At 61.1% G+C, this 16619-nt stretch carries 16 protein-coding genes; 5 read left to right on the forward strand and 11 right to left on the reverse strand.

Annotation, left to right across the window (positions count from 1 at the left end; all coding sequences use genetic code 11):
* Positions 1-5: 5 nt before the first annotated feature.
* From BG841_RS02360 to BG841_RS02390, 7 genes are all read right to left on the reverse strand, one after another.
* Positions 6-1214: an ABC transporter substrate-binding protein gene (locus tag BG841_RS02360; protein WP_070056186.1), complete on the reverse strand. Its 1209-nt coding sequence runs from the start codon at positions 1212-1214 to the stop codon at positions 6-8.
* Between the two features lie 27 nt (positions 1215-1241).
* Entirely contained in the window at positions 1242-2285 is a 1044-nt protein-coding gene (locus BG841_RS02365) for a branched-chain amino acid ABC transporter permease (protein WP_070056187.1), read from the reverse strand.
* A 1-nt stretch (position 2286) separates the two neighbouring features.
* Positions 2287-3165, reverse strand: a complete 879-nt coding sequence (locus BG841_RS02370; RefSeq protein ID WP_083260159.1) for a branched-chain amino acid ABC transporter permease — start codon at positions 3163-3165, stop codon at positions 2287-2289.
* A complete protein-coding gene (locus tag BG841_RS02375) occupies positions 3165-3971 on the reverse strand; it encodes an ABC transporter ATP-binding protein (protein ID WP_070058651.1) in 807 nt (268 codons plus the stop codon). Before BG841_RS02375 ends, BG841_RS02370 begins: the two co-directional genes overlap by 1 nt.
* 210 nt (positions 3972-4181) lie before the next feature.
* A complete protein-coding gene (locus tag BG841_RS02380; protein ID WP_070056188.1) occupies positions 4182-5204 on the reverse strand; it encodes an ABC transporter substrate-binding protein in 1023 nt (340 codons plus the stop codon).
* Between the two features lies 1 nt (position 5205).
* Positions 5206-6603, reverse strand: coding sequence for a sensor histidine kinase (locus BG841_RS02385; protein ID WP_070056189.1), 1398 nt, complete (start codon positions 6601-6603; stop codon positions 5206-5208).
* On the reverse strand, positions 6600-7268 hold the full coding sequence (locus BG841_RS02390) for a response regulator transcription factor (RefSeq protein ID WP_070056190.1): 669 nt from the start codon (positions 7266-7268) through the stop codon (positions 6600-6602). The genes BG841_RS02385 and BG841_RS02390 overlap by 4 nt, the downstream gene beginning before the upstream one ends.
* Positions 7269-7434: 166 nt before the next feature.
* Here BG841_RS02390 and BG841_RS02395 point away from each other — a divergent pair, with 166 nt between their 5' ends.
* From BG841_RS02395 to BG841_RS02405, 3 genes are read left to right on the forward strand one after another with little or no spacing between them, the layout of a single operon-like run.
* Positions 7435-8421, forward strand: coding sequence for a Bug family tripartite tricarboxylate transporter substrate binding protein (locus tag BG841_RS02395; RefSeq protein ID WP_070056191.1), 987 nt, complete (start codon positions 7435-7437; stop codon positions 8419-8421).
* Entirely contained in the window at positions 8418-8867 is a 450-nt protein-coding gene (locus tag BG841_RS02400) for a tripartite tricarboxylate transporter TctB family protein (protein WP_070056192.1), read from the forward strand. The genes BG841_RS02395 and BG841_RS02400 overlap by 4 nt, the downstream gene beginning before the upstream one ends.
* Before the next feature lie 10 nt (positions 8868-8877).
* Positions 8878-10389 carry a tripartite tricarboxylate transporter permease gene (locus tag BG841_RS02405; RefSeq protein ID WP_070056193.1) on the forward strand — a complete coding sequence of 504 codons (1512 nt, stop codon included), beginning with the start codon at positions 8878-8880 and terminating at the stop codon, positions 10387-10389.
* 79 nt (positions 10390-10468) lie between these two features.
* On the opposite strand, the gene BG841_RS02410 is transcribed toward BG841_RS02405, so the two are convergent.
* Both BG841_RS02410 and BG841_RS02415 read right to left on the reverse strand, forming a co-directional pair.
* Positions 10469-10792 (reverse strand): hypothetical protein, encoded by a 324-nt coding sequence (locus tag BG841_RS02410; protein ID WP_070056194.1) that lies wholly within the window; start codon positions 10790-10792, stop codon positions 10469-10471.
* Between the two features lie 10 nt (positions 10793-10802).
* The gene (locus tag BG841_RS02415; RefSeq protein WP_070056195.1) at positions 10803-11681 is read right to left on the reverse strand and encodes a sensor domain-containing diguanylate cyclase; all 879 of its coding nucleotides are present in this window, start codon (positions 11679-11681) and stop codon (positions 10803-10805) included.
* 334 nt (positions 11682-12015) lie between these two features.
* Between BG841_RS02415 and BG841_RS02420 the strand changes: the two genes are divergently transcribed.
* A complete protein-coding gene (locus tag BG841_RS02420) occupies positions 12016-13509 on the forward strand; it encodes a hypothetical protein (protein WP_070056196.1) in 1494 nt (497 codons plus the stop codon).
* A gap of 34 nt (positions 13510-13543) precedes the next feature.
* Here the strand turns inward: BG841_RS02420 and BG841_RS02425 are convergent, their stop codons facing one another.
* Positions 13544-14662, reverse strand: coding sequence for a hypothetical protein (locus BG841_RS02425; RefSeq protein WP_070056197.1), 1119 nt, complete (start codon positions 14660-14662; stop codon positions 13544-13546).
* Positions 14663-14967: 305 nt separating this feature from the next.
* Complete coding sequence (locus tag BG841_RS02430; RefSeq protein ID WP_070056198.1) at positions 14968-15342, reverse strand: DOPA 4,5-dioxygenase family protein; 375 nt, start codon at positions 15340-15342, stop codon at positions 14968-14970.
* 272 nt (positions 15343-15614) lie between these two features.
* Here BG841_RS02430 and phnD point away from each other — a divergent pair, with 272 nt between their 5' ends.
* Entirely contained in the window at positions 15615-16607 is a 993-nt protein-coding gene (gene phnD / locus BG841_RS02435; protein ID WP_070056199.1) for a phosphate/phosphite/phosphonate ABC transporter substrate-binding protein, read from the forward strand.
* The last annotated feature ends 12 nt before the right edge of the window (positions 16608-16619 follow it).

Below are 16619 nucleotides of genomic sequence, written 5' to 3' on the forward strand. Positions count from 1 at the left end.
GGGCCTCAGTTCAGGTGAATCCAGTCAGAGACCGGCTCGTAACTGGCTTCTTTCGCGTTCACCCGCCAGATACGGCCCACCGGAAACGACATGTCGCGGACCGTGACTGGCACGCCAATGATGCCACCGGTGTCCCAGTCCTGGATGGACGCCAGGGACGCCGCCAGATTGTCGCCGGTCAGCTCCTTGCCCGCATCGAGGGTGCGCTTGACCACTTCGGTCCAGACCATGGCGTTGAACCAGCCCTGCATATACGCGGTGGGCCGGTAGCCGGCATCCGGGTCACTCTTTTGGGCCTGGCTTCGCAGGGCCTCAAGCATGGGGCCGCCTTCGGCACTGTCGTAGTAGTTGTAGGGCATCACCCCCATGTAGCCGTCCGCATCCGCGCCCATGCGGTCGATGATGAGTTTGTCGGAGGACCAGAAGGTCCCCATGAACTGGGTGTCCAGTCCCATCTGCCGCATCTGCACCATAAACTCGTTGATGGGCGACAGGATATAGCCGTGGAACACCACATAATCGGGACGCGCCCGCCGCAATTTCAGCACCTCTGCCGACACATCCACACTGCCGGGTTTGGTGACAATCTCTTCCACTACCTTGATGCCCATTTCGGCGGCTTTGGCCTTGCCGTTCTCGATGGGGTCCTTGCCAAACTCGGTATCGCTGTACACAAAGGCCACCGTGGGCTTATCGCCTTCCTGGCCCTGCATGGCAATGTACTCCAGGATAATCCCGAACATCTGGGTGTAGTTCGGGCCGGGAATAAACTGGTAGGGGTAGGTCTGGTTATCGGTCAGCGCGGTCGCGAACGAGGCCCCGCTCATCAAGGTGGTGCCGCGGCTGTTCAGCTCCGAGGCGATGGTTTTCATGAATCCGGTGCTGTCGCCGTAGTACACCGGCACCCGGTTGCTGCCGGTGATTTTCTTGAACGCGGCCACGGAGCGATCCACCTCATAGCCGGTGTCTTCCATGACATACCTGACCGGGTGACCGTTGATTCCCCCCTGGCTGTTGATCCAGTTGGTGTAGTCCGTCAAGCCGGCGTGTATGTGCACGCCGGCGAAGGCAAACACCCCGGACAGGGGGATAGAGCCGCCGAACACGATGGGTTCTTTGTCCTGAGCCAGCACCGGTGCCGCCGTCATCAGTGCCGCCGCAACGCTGCCAATGCCGGCGAGCCTGAGGCCCCTGGTAAGGAAACGCTTGAACATGGGTCTTCTCCTTGGGTTTTGTTGTTATTAGTTCCTGAATGGCCACAACCTGAAAAAACGTCGTACCCGCTGCCAGATCTCCCCGAGCCCGTTGGGTTCAAAGATCAGAAAACCGACAATCAGCGCGCCAAAAATGATGCCCAGCATCGGCGACATGAATACCGGGGCGTTCGGGTAAAACGGGGTAAGCGTGGCGGTGAGCAGATTGAGCATTTCGGGTATCAGGGTCATAAAGGCGGCTCCGAGAATGCCCCCCAGCAAGTTGCCCATGCCGCCGACAATCACCGCCGCCAGATAAAAAATGGACAGGGACAGCGGGAAACTTTCCGGGGTGACCACCCGGTAAAAATAGGCAAACAGACCACCCGCCACCCCCGCATAAAAGGAACTGAGTGCGAACGACATCAGTTTGTACCGCAACAGGTTGATGCCCAGTATTTCGGCCGATATGTCCCGGTCGCGGATCGCGATAAACGCCCGCCCGGTGCGGGTCCGGAACACGTTTTTGGCCGCCAGCACCATGACCACCGCCAGCGGTACGATAATAAAATACATCTCGAAATCACTTTGGAATGTCAGCCCGAACAGATGGGCAGGCGGCAGGCTCAGGCCGCCCATACCACCGGTCACAGCCTGCCACTCGGCAAAGATGAAATGCAGGAAGACACTCGCGGCCAGGGTCGCAATCGCCAGATACAGGCCCTTCACCCGCAGGGACGGCAACCCCACCAGAATGCCCACCGCGGCGGTCAGCAGTCCGGCCAGCAACAGGGTAAGCGGGAATGGCAGAGCGGTGTGCAGGGAAAACCAGGCGACCGTATAGCCCCCCACCCCCATAAAGCCCGCCTGTCCGAGGGAAATCAGACCGGTAAATCCGGTCAGAATGTTTAACCCGGTGGTACTGATCACCGCGATACCGACCAGGCAACCGATGTACAGGAGATAGGCGTCCGCCACGAACGGAAACACCGCCAGCACCAGCAGAAACACGGCAAACCAGAATTTCTGGGTACTGCTGGTCCAGATGGCCTCGTCGGCCTCGTAGCTCTGCTTGGCGTCACCGATGCGCATTTCAGACTCGCTCTATTTCATGGGTGCCAAACAGCCCGTAAGGCCGCAGCACCAGAATCACCGCCAGCACCGCAAAGGTGGCCGGCATGCGGTACTGACCGCCCAGGTAGGCGCCGGCTACGGTTTCCAGCCAGCCGATAAACAACCCGGCAATCAGCGCGCCCAAGATGCTGTCCAGCCCGCCGACAATCACCACCACCAACACACTGAGACCGACGGCACCAAACTGCGGACTCAACCCCCCGGTGGCCGCCACCAGCACACCCGCGAGAGACGCCGCCAGCGAGCCGAACACCCACGCCAGGTTGAACACCCGCCGCACGTTGATGCCCATGGAATAGGCCGCGGCCTGATCCGACGCGGTAGCCCGCAGGGCCACCCCACCCCGGGAAAAGCGGAAATACAGCAGGTACACCAGCAGCAGCGTGGCACCGATCAGGAACCCGTAGGCAATCTTGGGAGCCAGATACAGCTCGCCAAGGAACACCGGCTTGCGGGGCAGGAATTCCGGCAGCAGCTGGGGGTCCGCACCCCACCCCAGTTCGACCAGCCCCACCAGAATGCTGGCCAGGCCAATGGTGACCATGACCACCGATATGGAGGATTCGCCCAGCATGGGCCGGATCATCACCTTCTCGATCACCCCGCCCAGCACACTGCCGCCCAAGACCGCCAGTGGCAGGGCTACCCAGGGGGACATTTCCATGCCTCCGGCGAAGGCCAGAAACAGGTAAGCCGCGAACATCATGATCTCGCCGATGGCGAAATTGATCACCCGGGTGGCTTTGTAAATAATCACAAAACCCAAACCGATCAGCCCATAGAGACCACCCATGGCCAGACCGGCAAGACTGATTTCCCCAAAGAACAACCAGTCCACTAAGCCACCTCACTCTCTGGATTCAACTTGTGACGCAGACTGTCCATGTCGCGGGTACCCAGATAAGCCTCGATGACCTCGGCATTGTTCTGCACGTCCGCAGGCAAGCCTTCGGCGATCACCTGACCGAAATTGAGCACCGCAATATGATCGGAAATATCCATCACCATGGCCATGTCGTGCTCCACCATCAGGATGGTTACATCCCACTCCTCACGGATATCAAGGATGAACCGGGCCATGTCTTCTTTTTCTTCCCGGTTCATCCCCGCCACCGGCTCATCCAGCATCAACACCTTGGGACGCATGGCCAGAGCGCGGGCCAGTTCCACCCGCTTCTGCAGCCCGTAGGGCAGGCTGGCCACCGGCTGGCGCCGGATGTGATCAATTTCCAGAAAATCGATGATGTGGCGTTCCACCTCCCGGCGAACCGCCATTTCTTCGCGCCGCGCCGGGCCGAAGTACGCCAGCGAAGCCAGCAAACCGCTCTTCATGTGGACGTGCGCACCCAGTTTGATGTTGTCCAGCACGGTCATGCCCCGGAACAAGGCAATATTTTGAAAGGTGCGGGCCAGCCCCAACGCGGCCCGGGCAGGCGGCTTTACTCCGGTGAGCGGCTTACCTTGATAATGGATGCTGCCCTGCTGGGGTTGGTAAAATCCGGAAATGCAGTTGAACATCGAGGTCTTGCCCGCACCGTTGGGGCCAATAACGGTGGTAATGCCCTGCTCGGGAACGCGAAAGCTCACGTCCCGCAACGCGGTCACCCCGCCGAACGACAGGGACAGATTGTGGATCTCGAGTATGTTTTTGTTATGTTCAGTCTTGCCTGACGCCGCACCAACATCACTGCCAACAGCTTGAGTCGTTGTCAAATCGCACTCCAGAATCATCCGGATGTTATTGTTTTTGTTATCGCCTTGAGACGAAATGCATGAACTGCATTAAACGTAGCCCAAGCGCCGGGCAAAGCCAAGCAAATTTGTATATCTGTCAATCAGATTGCTGAGCATTCATCATTCCAGCTCCCGGCGCCAGCGCACCATGAACAGGCGGCGCCGCAGTGGGTCGTCAAAGGCCAGCAGGGAGGCGTTGATGGGGATGGGGTACAGGCGCTCCCCAATCTGGTCGCGCAGCCGCTGGGCCGTATAGGGGCCGACCACTTCCGGCAAGACACTGAATAACGGCGTATCACCGGCCAGCACCCGCTGGCCTTCAGGACCGAGTACAAAATTCATGAATCGTCTGGCGGCCGCCGGGTTGGGCGCATCGCGGTGTATAAACGCCATCCGCATCATCACCAGGGCGTAATCCTGAGGTATCCGCACAATCAGTTCCGGGTGTCGGCGCGCCCAGGCGATGGCGTAGGAGCCCAGCAGGTTGTAACCCAACCAGTAGCGCCCCTCGGTCAGCCCGGCCAGCATGGCGCGGGTGCTGTTTTCCAGGCTGACGTCGACCGCCCCCATGGCAGCCACCAGATCCCAGAATCGCGGTGAATAGCGGGCGTCCTGCTGAAACAGCATCTGCCCGATGCCACTGCTGGCAGGCCCATAGGTGGTGACCCGGCCCTTCAGCAGCGCCCGCTGGCCACTCAGCAGCGTATGCAGATCGGCGTGGGTGCCCGGCGGCAGCATATGGCGCGCCAGTTCCAGCCGGAACACGGTCACAACGGGCTCGAAGGTAAAGCCGAACACCTCGTTGCGCCACTGGGCCCAGGCCGGCCAGTTGCGGGCCGCCTGACTGTGCAGCGGTTGCGCCAGTCCCTCGTTGACCAGCGCCATTTGCCAGGGCATGGCTGAGCTGATCACCACATCGGGGGGCGGGTCGGTCGTGCGGGCACGTTGGTCCGCTGCCTGGGTGGAGACGTCCTCATAAATCAACTCGATGTCCGGATGCGCCCGGGCAAACGCGTCCAGCAGCGGCGCGGCCATGTCCCGGTCCAACGCCGCGGTGACGGTCAGCGGTATGCGCTCCTGCGCCATTACTGCTGAGGCCAGCAACCAGATCCCGGTCAGCACGACCTGCAGGTATCGGGACATCTCAGAGGACCTCAGCCGGCTCTGCGGGAAAGCGGACCCCCACCCACAGCCCCTGCCCGGGCTCGCTGCGCAACAACAAGGTGGCTTTGTGCAGGCGTGCAATCGAATCCACAATCGCCAGCCCCAGACCGGACCCTCCGGTATCCTGCCGCCCGCCGCGTTCGAAGGGCTGATGCAGCCGGTGCAGCACTTCCTGGCTGACGCCGGGGCCGGTGTCCGCAATGCTCAGGGTGATCCACTGCGCTGAACGTTCGAGCGCCAGGGTGATCTCGCTGCCGGCGGGGGTGTAACGCAGGGCGTTATCAATCAGATTGGCGAGCAATTCCCGCAGGGCCCAGGGTTCACCCCGAATAACACACGGGGTCGCCGGCAAGGCAGCCAGGCCCACATCGTGATTGCGGGCAACCTCGCGCTCGGCCCACTCGAGGACGGTTTCCCGCAGCAACTCGCGCAGCTCGAGCCGGGTGTGGCTGGCGCCGGTGCCGTGGCCCAGGCGCGCCAGACTCAATAGCTGGCCAGCCAGCCGGCTGGTGCGCTCGCTGCTGTCATGAACGGTTTGCAGCGCTCGGCGCCAGTCCTCCGGATTGTCACTCTGCAGCGCCAGCTCACTGGCGCTCTGCAGGCCCGCCAACGGGGTTTTTAGCTGGTGACTGGCGTCCGCGGTGAACCGCAGCAAGGTGTTGCGTCCCTCGCGCTGGCGTTCGAACAGGGCGTTCAGGGTGTCCACCAGTTCAGAAAGTTCGCCAGGTACCCGGGCGTTCAAGGGGCTGACATCGTCCGCCTCGCGGCTGCGCAGCGCGCTTCGCAGGCGGCGCAACGGCTGCAACGCCATGCGCACGGCCAGCATCAACAACAAGACGGTCAACAGAACCATGACCACAAACCGGGCCAGGGTGCCCAGAAACAATTCGAGGGCCAGTGCCTTGCGGCCAGCGACCGTATGGCCCACCCAGATTTCCACCGGTTCGGTGGCCTCCCATCCCGCCGCCATCAGTTCCCGGCCATACAGACGGACCGGTGTTCCCCGACTCTGCACCCGGGCATAGGCAGGACCGTCGGCGAGGAGATTCCGCACGCTGGCGATCAACGCGCCGCTCAAATTACCGGTGACCGGCTGATCGGTGGCGGTTAACAGCCCGTAAAACACCCGCTCCTGGGCGTCGGTGGCCAGGATCTGCAAGGCGGCGGCGGGCATCTCCACAATCGGCTGACCATCCTGCCACTGCACCGCTTCCGCGATGGACAAACTGGCGGCTTCCAGCTGGCTGTCGTAGGCACGGTCGGCGGCGCGCTGGGCGCCGGTGTAGGCTTCAACCAGCAACAAGGTGCCGAGTAAACCCACCGTGGCCAGCAGCCAGCCCGCCAGGCGTCCCTTGAGCGTGCCCACCCTGGCGGTCACTCCCCGTCGTCCTCCAGCCGGTAGCCCAACCCGCGCAACGTACGGATGCGCACGCCACTGCCCTGCAGGCGTTTGCGCAGCCGGCTGATGTACACCTCCAGCGCATTGGGCCCGGCTTCGCCGAATCCGAACAGCCGGTCAATCAGCTGCTCCCGTGGGGCGATCCGCCCGGCATGGAGCAGCAACCCCTGCATCAGCCCCAACTCCCGGGGAGGCAGATCCAGCCGCTGGTCGTGCAAGGTCACATCGCCGGAGGCGGGATCAAAACACAGGGGGCCAAAGCGCAGCCGGTTGTCGGTGCGCTGCTGGCTGCGGCGCAGCAGGGCGCGGACCCGGGCCTGCAACTCCGGCAAGGAGAACGGCTTGGTCAGGTAGTCATCGGCGCCGGTATCCAATCCAGCCACACGTTCAGCCACCCCGTCCCGGGCGGTGAGTATCAGCACCGGCGTGGCATTGCCCCGCTTGCGGAGTTCCGCCAACAGCGCCAGGCCGCTGCCATCGGGCAGGCCCAGATCCAGTACCACCAGATCAAACTCACTGTGAGACAGGGCCGACCGGGCTTCGCTCAAGCGGTGAAACACCTCCACCGTGTTGCCCAACGGCGCCAGCCCCTGAGTCAGTGAAGCGGCAAGCAACGGGTCGTCTTCAACAATAAGCAGGCGCATGGTGTGAGCATTCCGGGGTCTTGCGGGTGGCTTGAGACGATAATTATAGAGGTCTGACAGGTTGATGACAGGTTAGGTCGTTAGTATCGGTTTAATCACTCCCAAAAGTGATAGCAAGAGTAGGTTCTCGCACCTTTGCGAAAAACAAAGACACCTGGAGTCTTTTATGAAACTCAACTCCACTTTACTGCGTTGGTCTGCCCCTCTGGTTATGGGTGCGGCCCTGGTATCTGGTAATGCTGTCGCCCAAGCCGGCGCCACAGAATGCATAGCCCCGGCCAAGCCCGGCGGTGGTTACGACCTGACCTGCCGTCTGGCCGCCAATGGTCTGCAAGACACCCAGCTGATCAGTCGCCCGATGATGGTCAGCTACATGCCCGGCGGTATCGGCGCGGTTGCCTACAACCACGTCAACGGCGTGCGTAAGGCTGATCCCAACCTGATTGTGGCGGCCAGCACCGGCGCTGCGGTGAATCTGGCCCTCGGTAAGCTCGGCAAATACGACGCGAGCGAAGTACGCTGGCTGGGCGCCTTGGGGGTGGATTATGGCGCCATAGTGGTGAAAGCCGATGCCCCTTGGCAGAACCTCGATGAGTTGATGAAAGACCTGCACAAGAACCCGAGCAGCATCGTCTTTGGCGCCGGCGGCACGGTGGGCAGCCAGGACTGGATGAAAGCCGCGCTGGTGGCCAAAGCCACCGGAGTATCACCCCGTGCGCTGCGCTACGTGGCGTTTGAAGGCGGCGGCGAGTCCCTGGCGGCTCTGCTGGGCGGCCACATCAAGGTGTTCACCGGCGATCTGTCGGAGCTGCGCCCCCATCTGGACAGCGGCAAGGTGCGTGTCCTGGCGGCGCTGGCCGACAAACGCGCGGAGGGCCCTTATGCCGACATACCTACCGCCATTGAGCAGGGCTACGACGTGGAATGGCCAATCTGGCGCGGCTATTACATGGGCCCGAATGTGAGCGACGAGGCTTACAACGCCTGGGTCGAGCGGTTCACAGAGTTGTCTGAGCGGGAGCAGTTCGCCGAGCTGCGCGAAGCCCGCGGTCTGTTCCCCATGACGCTGGTGGGTGACGAGTTCGACACCTATGTGAAAAAGCAGGTTGCGCAGTTCAAGCAACTGGCTAAAGAAGTGGGGTTGATGAAATGAACATCGCCGCCGACCGGATTTTAGGGCTTGCCCTGATCGGTTTGGCGGCGCTGGCCGCCTTCAACGCGTCGCAATTCGAGGTCATGTTCAGCTACGAACCGGTCGGGCCGAAAGCCTTCCCGATTCTGCTGTCGGCCATATTGGCCGGTTTGTCGCTGGTGCTGGTGTTTCGCCCCGGCGACAACGGCGAATGGCCCGACAAACACGTCGCGTTAAGGCTGCTGGCGGTGCTGGCCGTGCTGTTGGTGTACGCCCTCCTGTTTACCCGTCTGGGCTTTATGGTCACCACTCTGGTGGCTGTCCTGATGCTGGCACGTCTGTTCGCAGCCTCCTGGGCGAAGGCACTGGTGGCCGGTGTGCTGATGTCGGTAGGAAGCTACTACCTGTTCACCCTGGGGCTGGGCATTTCTTTGCCAACGGGCCTTTGGCTGCCCAACTTTAACTGAGGCCTCCGTCATGTTCGATTTTCTGATTCACGGTTTTGAAGTCGCGCTGACGCCCATGAACCTGGGGCTGGCGTTTATGGGGGCCTTGCTGGGCACCCTGTTTGGCGCCTTGCCGGGCATCGGCCCGATCAACGGCATCGCCATTCTGATGCCGCTGGCCTACACCCTGGGCCTGCCGGCGGAGTCGGCACTGATTCTGCTGGCCGGTGTGTACACCGGCGCCGAATACGGCGGCCGCATGTCCAGTATTCTGCTCAACGTACCCGGCGATGCCGGTGCGGTGATGACCACCCTCGACGGGCACCCGCTGGCCAAAAAAGGCCTGGCGGGTCCGGCGTTGGGGCTGTCGGCCATCAGTTCCTTTGTGGGCGCAACCATTGCCATCATCGGTCTGACCCTGTTTGCGCCCCTGCTGGCGGAAGTGGCGGTGCTGTTCGGGCCGGCTGAGTTCTTCGGTCTGATGGTGTTTGCCTTTGCCTCCATGTCGGTGATGATGGGTAACGACCCGATCAAAACCGGGATTGGTGCGGTGCTGGGCATCCTGGTGGCCATGGTCGGTGTGGATTCCGGGACCGGCGTGATGCGCTACACCATGGGCATGCCCGAATTGTACGACGGCATTGATTTTGTGGTGATGATTATCGGTCTGTTCGCCATCAGTGAAATCCTGCTGATGCTGGAGCACGCCCACAACAAAAACGTCGACGACACCATGCCCCCGCTGGGCCGGGTGATGGTGCAACTGAAAGAAGTGGTGGCCTGCCGCTGGGCCATGTTGCGCAGTGGCCTGATCGGTTTTGTGGTCGGGGTTCTGCCAGGCACCGGTGCCTCGGTGGCCGGTGCGGTGAGCTACACCACGGAAAAACGTCTGTCGGACAAAGACAACACCTTCGGCACCGGTGACATGCGCGGTCTGGCTGCACCGGAATCGGGCAACAACGCCGCAGCGGTGGGTTCCTTTGTCCCCATGCTGACCCTGGGCATTCCCGGGTCCGGCACCACCGCCGTACTGTTGGGCGCGCTGATGCTGTACAACATCACCCCGGGTCCGATGATGTTCACCGAACGCCCGGACGTGGCCGGTGGCCTGATTGCCTCGCTGTACATTGGTAACCTGGTGCTGCTGGCCCTGAACCTGCCGCTCGCCGGTCTGTTCGCCAAGGTGCTGACCATCCCCCGCTGGGTGCTGGTGCCCGGTATTGCCATTCTGGCTTTTGTGGGGGTATACCAGTTGCACTCCGACCTGATGGCCATTTACCTGATGCTGGTGATCGGCGTAGTCGGCTACCTGCTGCGCAAGCTGGGTTTCTCGCTGGCGCCGATCATTCTCGGTTACGTGCTGGGGGGGCTGATGGAAGACAACCTGCGCCGGGCGCTGTCCATCAGTGGCGGTGACATGGGCATTCTGTGGCAGTCGGGGATTTCCATCGGTCTGTGGATCGCCGCTGCCCTGTTGCTGATGGCTCCGCTGATCATGGCTAAGCTGCTGTCCGGCAAGCCTGCGGCTCAGGCCCAAGCCTGACAACAGCAAAGAGTGCCGCCAGGCACCTCGGGTAAATGCCACCGCTGCGGGTTATGCCGGCAGCGGTGGCTTTCGTCCATCAGCCAAAATACTCCTGCAGCCAGCCCACCAGGGTGTCCACCGTGACCTCCCGCAACGCTATCTGTTGAAACTTCTGCCCCACCTCCTCATCAATGGTGATGAACTGGTACAACAGCAATCCTGGCTGGTTGTCGTGCAGGATCAGCGTGATACGCCGCCGGGTACGCAGGCAGTCCAGAGTCATGACATCCGCCGGAATGCCCGCATCACGCATGCCGCGACGCACCTCCACCACCGGGTTGATGTGTTGGTGGGCCGCCTGAACGCGCGCATGGGCCTCGCTGGCCAGTTCGGACAGGGTTTTCAGGGGATCTTCAGACATACCGCCTCTTCTACAGTGTTTGAGCCACAACGGCTCCCTTGCCTGCGGCTTTGGACCGGTACATCAACCGGTCTGCCACCTCAATCATCCGAGTGATATCCATCTTCTCCCCAGTGCGGGTCATCACTGCGCCAATACTGGCGCCGACATCAATCTCGTTACCGCTAATCGTACCTATTGAAGAGATCTTGCGAACCAACTCGGTCGAAAACTTTTTCAAAGCTGCGAGATCACTCACACCATACAGGCACATGACAAATTCATCGCCGCCAATCCGGGCGACCACATCACTGCCTCTTACCTGGTCCTGCAGCAGTGCCGCTACGTCTCGAATCACCAGATCACCAACGCCATGGCCGAATTGGTCATTAACCCCTTTGAACTTATACAAATCGATAAACAGGATAGCGAGGCTGCTGCCATCTCGACGTGCCAGCTTCTTCAGCTTTTCACTGAATTCGTTAAACAGTTGCCGGTTTGGCAAGCCGGTCAACGAATCGTTCGCATGGGAAGGTTTGATGATAGTATTGGTCGACTCGATCACCGATACCAGCGTAAGCTCCTCCCCCACCGGCGTCAGCCCTATCTGCAGGCTGATCTCGTGACCATTCGGTTTCAGCCCGGCCAGTATACGCCCGCCACTCATGGACTTGGCGGTGGGCCTGAGCAGATAGCGGTTTCGATGGTGCTGATGGACAGTGTGATATTGCGCGGGAATCAGGTCTTCTACTACCCGATCAACAAGTTCCCCCTGGTGATAGCCAAACACCTCTTCCGCTTTACCGTTCGCATAAACGACACTCCCATCCCGGGCAACCAGCAAAGTCCCCAGTGGCAAAGATTCCAAAATGGATAGTGCCAAGTCCTCTGTGATTTTTAACGCCGCCATCACTCACTCCCCCGGTCTCGTGTCGCCCTGTATCGCCGCCCACGCGGGTGTCGCAGGGTTTGCGCCAGAGGCTCCGACATTCCTACCGACTTTACTCTTTTCGAGACCGGGGCACGACAAAAAACATCATCATAAACACGGGCAATCGGGACAGGGCTGGCGCCTTGTTCGCCGGGTTGGGGCAACCGGCGAGCCCGGCCTGCAGCCCGGCAAACACCCTGCTGCCGCGTGAGCAATCACAAGAGCGTTTACTTATCCCGGCGCAGGGCAATACTGAATACAAGCAACGCATCAAGGTAATGGACCGGACCGCTGCCGCACGCCAGGCCCCCTTATGTTGAAACCGGCAAAACTCTTCGCCCTCGTCAACCTGCTGCTTCTGGCGGGCTGCACGGCGCTGATCCCCGCACCCACCGCTCCCCCCGGGATTGCCGGGTCGCCGTGCCGCGCGCTCTATCAGCACATTGACCGGCGCATTGCCGCAGCGGGGGTACGCGATCAGAGCACCTCCCCGGTTCCGGGTTTTCCCTACCTGCGCACCAGTCGCCTGCTGGCCTCATTCAATGACGAAATGCGCGCCGAATCACCGGGGTGGCACGCATGGATTGGGCATATGGCGAATCTCGATGCCCGGGGGCGCGAAGCGGAACTGCGCAATCTGCCGCGCCCGGCCACGGAACAATCACACCATGCCACCCTCGCGGACCTCAACCGCTGCCGCGAGCGGTTGATCGCCACCGAGCTGGTCACACCGGCGCAACACGCCCGGCTGCGCGCCGCCGCCCGGGTGCCCGACGACTATGTGACCGGGTGGCGGGTCTTGGGGGTTTACCCTGTCACCGCCCCGCTTGTTTCGGTCGGCATATCTGCCTGGCACCGTCGCACGCGTGCTGCCTTTGCCACCTCCCTGAGCTTGTTACCCCAGGCGGGCACAGTGACCCGTTGGCGGGCACAGCCATCCGCACCGACCGCCGCTTCGCTTCCCGAGGCGCCCCTCACGACCCGGCAGATCCAGGCCATGCTGGCGCAGTCCCGGGACCCGCTGGGCATTCCGGTGCCGCCGGCGGCGGACCGGGAGCGGCTGTTTGTGCACTTTGCCCCCATCTGGGAAATCGATGTGGTCGATCACCACGATTACCCAGGCAAGGTCGGTTGGGACAAGGGGCCAACCGTCGACATCACCCAACCAACGCTCTACCGCAAGGTGTCGCATACCCGACTTGGCGGCCAGGTATTGCTGCAACTGAATTACATCGTCTGGTTTCCGGCACGCCCGGGCAATGACCTGTTTGCCGGCCAGCTCGACGGCATCATCTGGCGGGTCACCCTTGGGCCTGACGGCAAACCGTGGCTGTACGACAGCATCCACAACTGCGGCTGTTACCACCAGTTTTTCCTGAGTGATCGATTGCGCCTGCGTGGCGACCTCCCCCGGGCGTATTTCGAAGCCCCACTGCTGCCGCAACCGGCGCCGCCGCGCACCCCAGTGGTGATACGCATCGCGCACAGCACCCATTATATCCAACGGGTTTATCCCGCGGAGGGCCCGAGCGCCCGGTCAGTGACCGTACCGGCGAGCCGGAAGATGAGGTGGGAGGACTATGACACCTTGCGTTCTTTGCCTGTTGAACAGGGTTTTCGCAGCCTGTTTGGTGCGCACGGCTTGATTCCAGGAACTGAACGGGCTGAGCGCTTTCTCCTGTGGCCCATGGGCATCCGCTCGCCGGGGGCCATGCGTCAATGGGGGCGCCATGCGACCGCGTTTAACGGACGGCGCCATTTTGACGATGCTTTTCTGTTGGAAACGCTCTTTGAACCAGTGCCTTAGCGCATGGCACCCGCGGTTCTTACGCCCCCGTCAATCAGATGGGATAGCGGGATATCACCGCCAGGTCCTGGCCACCGGGGATGTCTGGTTTGCGCACCGCCATGACTTTGGCACGGGTGCGCAGCGCGCGGCCGGCGATTTCATCAATCACCCCATAGCTGCGGGCATCGCCTGCGGTGCCAAAGGTCACCTCCCCCGTTTCATCGTCGATCAGGCCGTCAACCACGCTGTCAATGTCGACCAGCAGCCGGTCGATGCCACCGAAGGTTGCCAGACGGGCGGCATCGGAAATGTCGGTGGTGGTCCGGTTCTGGCCGGCGCGCTCGTCGAACAGGCGATGGAAGTCCTGAATCTGTTCCGCGTAATGGGCATCCAGCAGCGGTCGTGCGGCCCCGGCCAAATCCGCTTCGCTCAAATGTTCGGGGTTGCCGGCGATGGTGCCGGTAAGCGCCGGGATGCTGCTGATCGATCGGAACAACGCCTCCAGCGGTTGGGCCGCCGCCAGAATCAGCGGAAGGTCAGAGCCCATCAGGACGGGACGCAGTACGCCACTGATCTTGCGCACATAACGGGCCAGATCGGAGCGTTCCCCCTGCGCACCATGGCGGTGTCCGGTACCTGTATAATCCTTGCTGACTGGCTCGCCCACCAGTGCGTTAAGGTTCGCGGGCAACTCCGGTACCCGAATCTCCCGGGCGGGCAAATCTGCCGACACCTCGATCAATCTGACCGCGTTCTCCGAAAGCGCCAGAATATGGGCAGCGTGGGGGAAAGTAACGGCGCGCAGCAGCGGCTTGAGGTGGAAGCGGTCCGACACTTCAACGATTTCGTTGAGCTTGTTCGCCATCCGGTAGGTACGCAGCGACTCCGGCGTCGCCAGCATCGCCAGGGTATTGGCCTGGTGGTTCCAGAACTCCTCGTCGCCCAGCAAGTCTTCAAACTGTTGCTGTAAGGCAACCAGACGTGGTTTCTCAATCCCGTCCGCCTCCAGCTGGGCAACGGCTTGTTTAAGCAGATTACCGAGGTTGATCCGGCTTTGCTCGGACTCACGGCTAAGCGGCGTGGTCGGCAGGTATATCGAGAGTGACGCGTCAGCGCGCGCCCGATGAAGGTCGCCGATTTCTTCGGCGCTTGGCAAGTCTACGTAATACATAAAACCTCCTGTCAGTTCCAACCGCCGGCCGGACCTACCTTGGTCGTGCCACTGCAACCGATCCCTCGGATCGTTGCTGCGCGGTTAATCCTTTATCAACACCACACGCAAGTCAGTGCAACGGTAGCGCCAAGGGTGCACAAACTCGCACCGATGACAAAAATACCGATTCATTTCATTGAGTTACAAGCGTGGCATGGCTTTCATTATACAACAGACACGCCCCTTAACGGGTGGGTATTATCCACGACCCCGCGATGGGCAGGGGGCAAGCCGGCGGCGCCCGGCCTGCGACCAAGCTTGTGCTATTGAGCGGCAAACATGGAGACATCCAGTTCGACGGGATCACCCAGAAAATACGCGTACCTGGTGTGGTCCTCCAGATCATTGCCCGTTAGCCCGTGGATCAAAATACTCAGGCCTTGCCGGTGCTCGTCGAGCCAGGGCACCAGCTGGTCAAAGTCAGCGGTTCCGAAACTGATCTGACAGCTCCATTTGGGGTGCGGACCAACCGGTTTTTCATGGAAACGTCCCACCCGCAGATTAAATCGTTCACCGGCCTCGGTGCACAGTTGCCTGGCGAACTCCAGCGTCTCTTGCTCGAAGTACACATGGGCATGGTAGGCCTTGTGCGTGTTAACGGGGCGCCGGGGTTCATTGTTACTCGAGGGCTCATTCATAGATTGCTCCATTCTGGTTGAAAACAAACCTTGCCGGGCGATGGCGCAGACGTTGAAAAGGTGTTGCCTCCAGCGCTCGGTAATCGCCGATCTTCCGGTGTGATCGACCAGTTTGCAGAAAGTTCTGGCCTTGCCTAGTAGGGGTATACTGCTATCATTCATGTTCAATTGAACATCTGGCAAATAACAAACCAATGGGGTGGGTCCTGTGAAGATGTTCAATCCAAGGCATGTAACGCCCATGCACGGACCGCTCCCGACGGAGAATCACAATGAAACTGGATAAAAAAACCCGTCCCGGCCTGTTGCCGTCTGCAGTTCTTGCAGCATCGGCCTTGATGCTGGGGTTCAGCGGCCAGGCGCTGGCTGACTGTGAACGAGGCGCACTGGACACCCTATACTGCGACGCAGACGGGGACATGGTTGCCGACCTGCCCACGGATGAATCGAAGTGGGTCGACCCCGACACACTGATTTTTGCGTACACACCGGTTGAAGATCCGGCCATTTATTCCGACATCTGGCAGCCGTTCATCGATCACCTGTCTGAAGTCACCGAGCGGAATGTGCGCTTCTTCGCCGTGCAATCCAACTCGGCTCAGGTTGAAGCCATGCGCAGTGGCCGACTGCACATCGCCGGTTTCTCCACCGGACCCACCCCATTTGCCGTCAACCTCGCCGGTGCGGTGCCCTTCGCACTGATGGGCTCCGACTCCGGCCAGTTCGGTTATTCCCTCCAGGTCTATACCCACCGTGATTCCGACATTCACGAAATGGCCGATCTGAAAGGCAAACGGGTGGCCCACACTTCCCCCACCTCCAACTCGGGCAACCAGGCGCCCAGAGCCCTGTTCCCGGAATTGGGTATCGTCCCGGGAGAGGACTACGAAATTTCCTTCTCCGGTAGCCACGACCAGTCCATGCTCGGTGTGGTGGCGCGGGATTACGACGCCGCCCCTGTGGCCTCAGAAGTGGTTGAGCGCATGGCCGCCCGCGGACTCTACGATGAGGACGATGTACGCCTGATCTGGGAGTCGGATCGTTTCCCGACCACGTCTTACAACCATGCCCACAACCTGCATCCCGATCTGGTCGAAAAGATTCGCGAAGCGTTTTACACCTTCAAGTTCGCCGGCACCAAGCTGGGTGACGAGTTTGAGGGCGTCGAAACCTTCATCCCCATCAACTACAAAGACAACTGGCGCGTGATCCGCACCATTCAAGCGTCGAATGGCGTCCAATACACCCGCGACAACCTTCGATAAGAACTCTGGAGC

Origin of the sequence: Marinobacter sp. X15-166B, from assembly GCF_001752365.1 — a bacterium.
In the GTDB taxonomy this organism is placed as follows: Bacteria; Pseudomonadota; Gammaproteobacteria; order Pseudomonadales; family Oleiphilaceae; genus Marinobacter.

Excerpts from the sequence above, each read along its gene's own strand:
- BG841_RS02360 (WP_070056186.1), bottom strand. The coding sequence starts at position 1,214 with ATGTTCAAGCGTTTCCTTACCAGGGGCCTCAGGCTCGCCGGCATTGGC.
- BG841_RS02365 (WP_070056187.1), bottom strand. The coding sequence starts at position 2,285 with ATGCGCATCGGTGACGCCAAGCAGAGCTACGAGGCCGACGAGGCCATC.
- BG841_RS02380 (WP_070056188.1), bottom strand. The coding sequence starts at position 5,204 with ATGTCCCGATACCTGCAGGTCGTGCTGACCGGGATCTGGTTGCTGGCC.
- BG841_RS02390 (WP_070056190.1), bottom strand. The coding sequence starts at position 7,268 with ATGCGCCTGCTTATTGTTGAAGACGACCCGTTGCTTGCCGCTTCACTG.
- BG841_RS02395 (WP_070056191.1), top strand. The coding sequence starts at position 7,435 with ATGAAACTCAACTCCACTTTACTGCGTTGGTCTGCCCCTCTGGTTATG.
- BG841_RS02400 (WP_070056192.1), top strand. The coding sequence starts at position 8,418 with ATGAACATCGCCGCCGACCGGATTTTAGGGCTTGCCCTGATCGGTTTG.
- BG841_RS02405 (WP_070056193.1), top strand. The coding sequence starts at position 8,878 with ATGTTCGATTTTCTGATTCACGGTTTTGAAGTCGCGCTGACGCCCATG.
- BG841_RS02410 (WP_070056194.1), bottom strand. The coding sequence starts at position 10,792 with ATGTCTGAAGATCCCCTGAAAACCCTGTCCGAACTGGCCAGCGAGGCC.
- BG841_RS02415 (WP_070056195.1), bottom strand. The coding sequence starts at position 11,681 with ATGGCGGCGTTAAAAATCACAGAGGACTTGGCACTATCCATTTTGGAA.
- BG841_RS02420 (WP_070056196.1), top strand. The coding sequence starts at position 12,016 with ATGTTGAAACCGGCAAAACTCTTCGCCCTCGTCAACCTGCTGCTTCTG.
- BG841_RS02425 (WP_070056197.1), bottom strand. The coding sequence starts at position 14,662 with ATGTATTACGTAGACTTGCCAAGCGCCGAAGAAATCGGCGACCTTCAT.
- BG841_RS02430 (WP_070056198.1), bottom strand. The coding sequence starts at position 15,342 with ATGAATGAGCCCTCGAGTAACAATGAACCCCGGCGCCCCGTTAACACG.
- phnD (WP_070056199.1), top strand. The coding sequence starts at position 15,615 with ATGAAACTGGATAAAAAAACCCGTCCCGGCCTGTTGCCGTCTGCAGTT.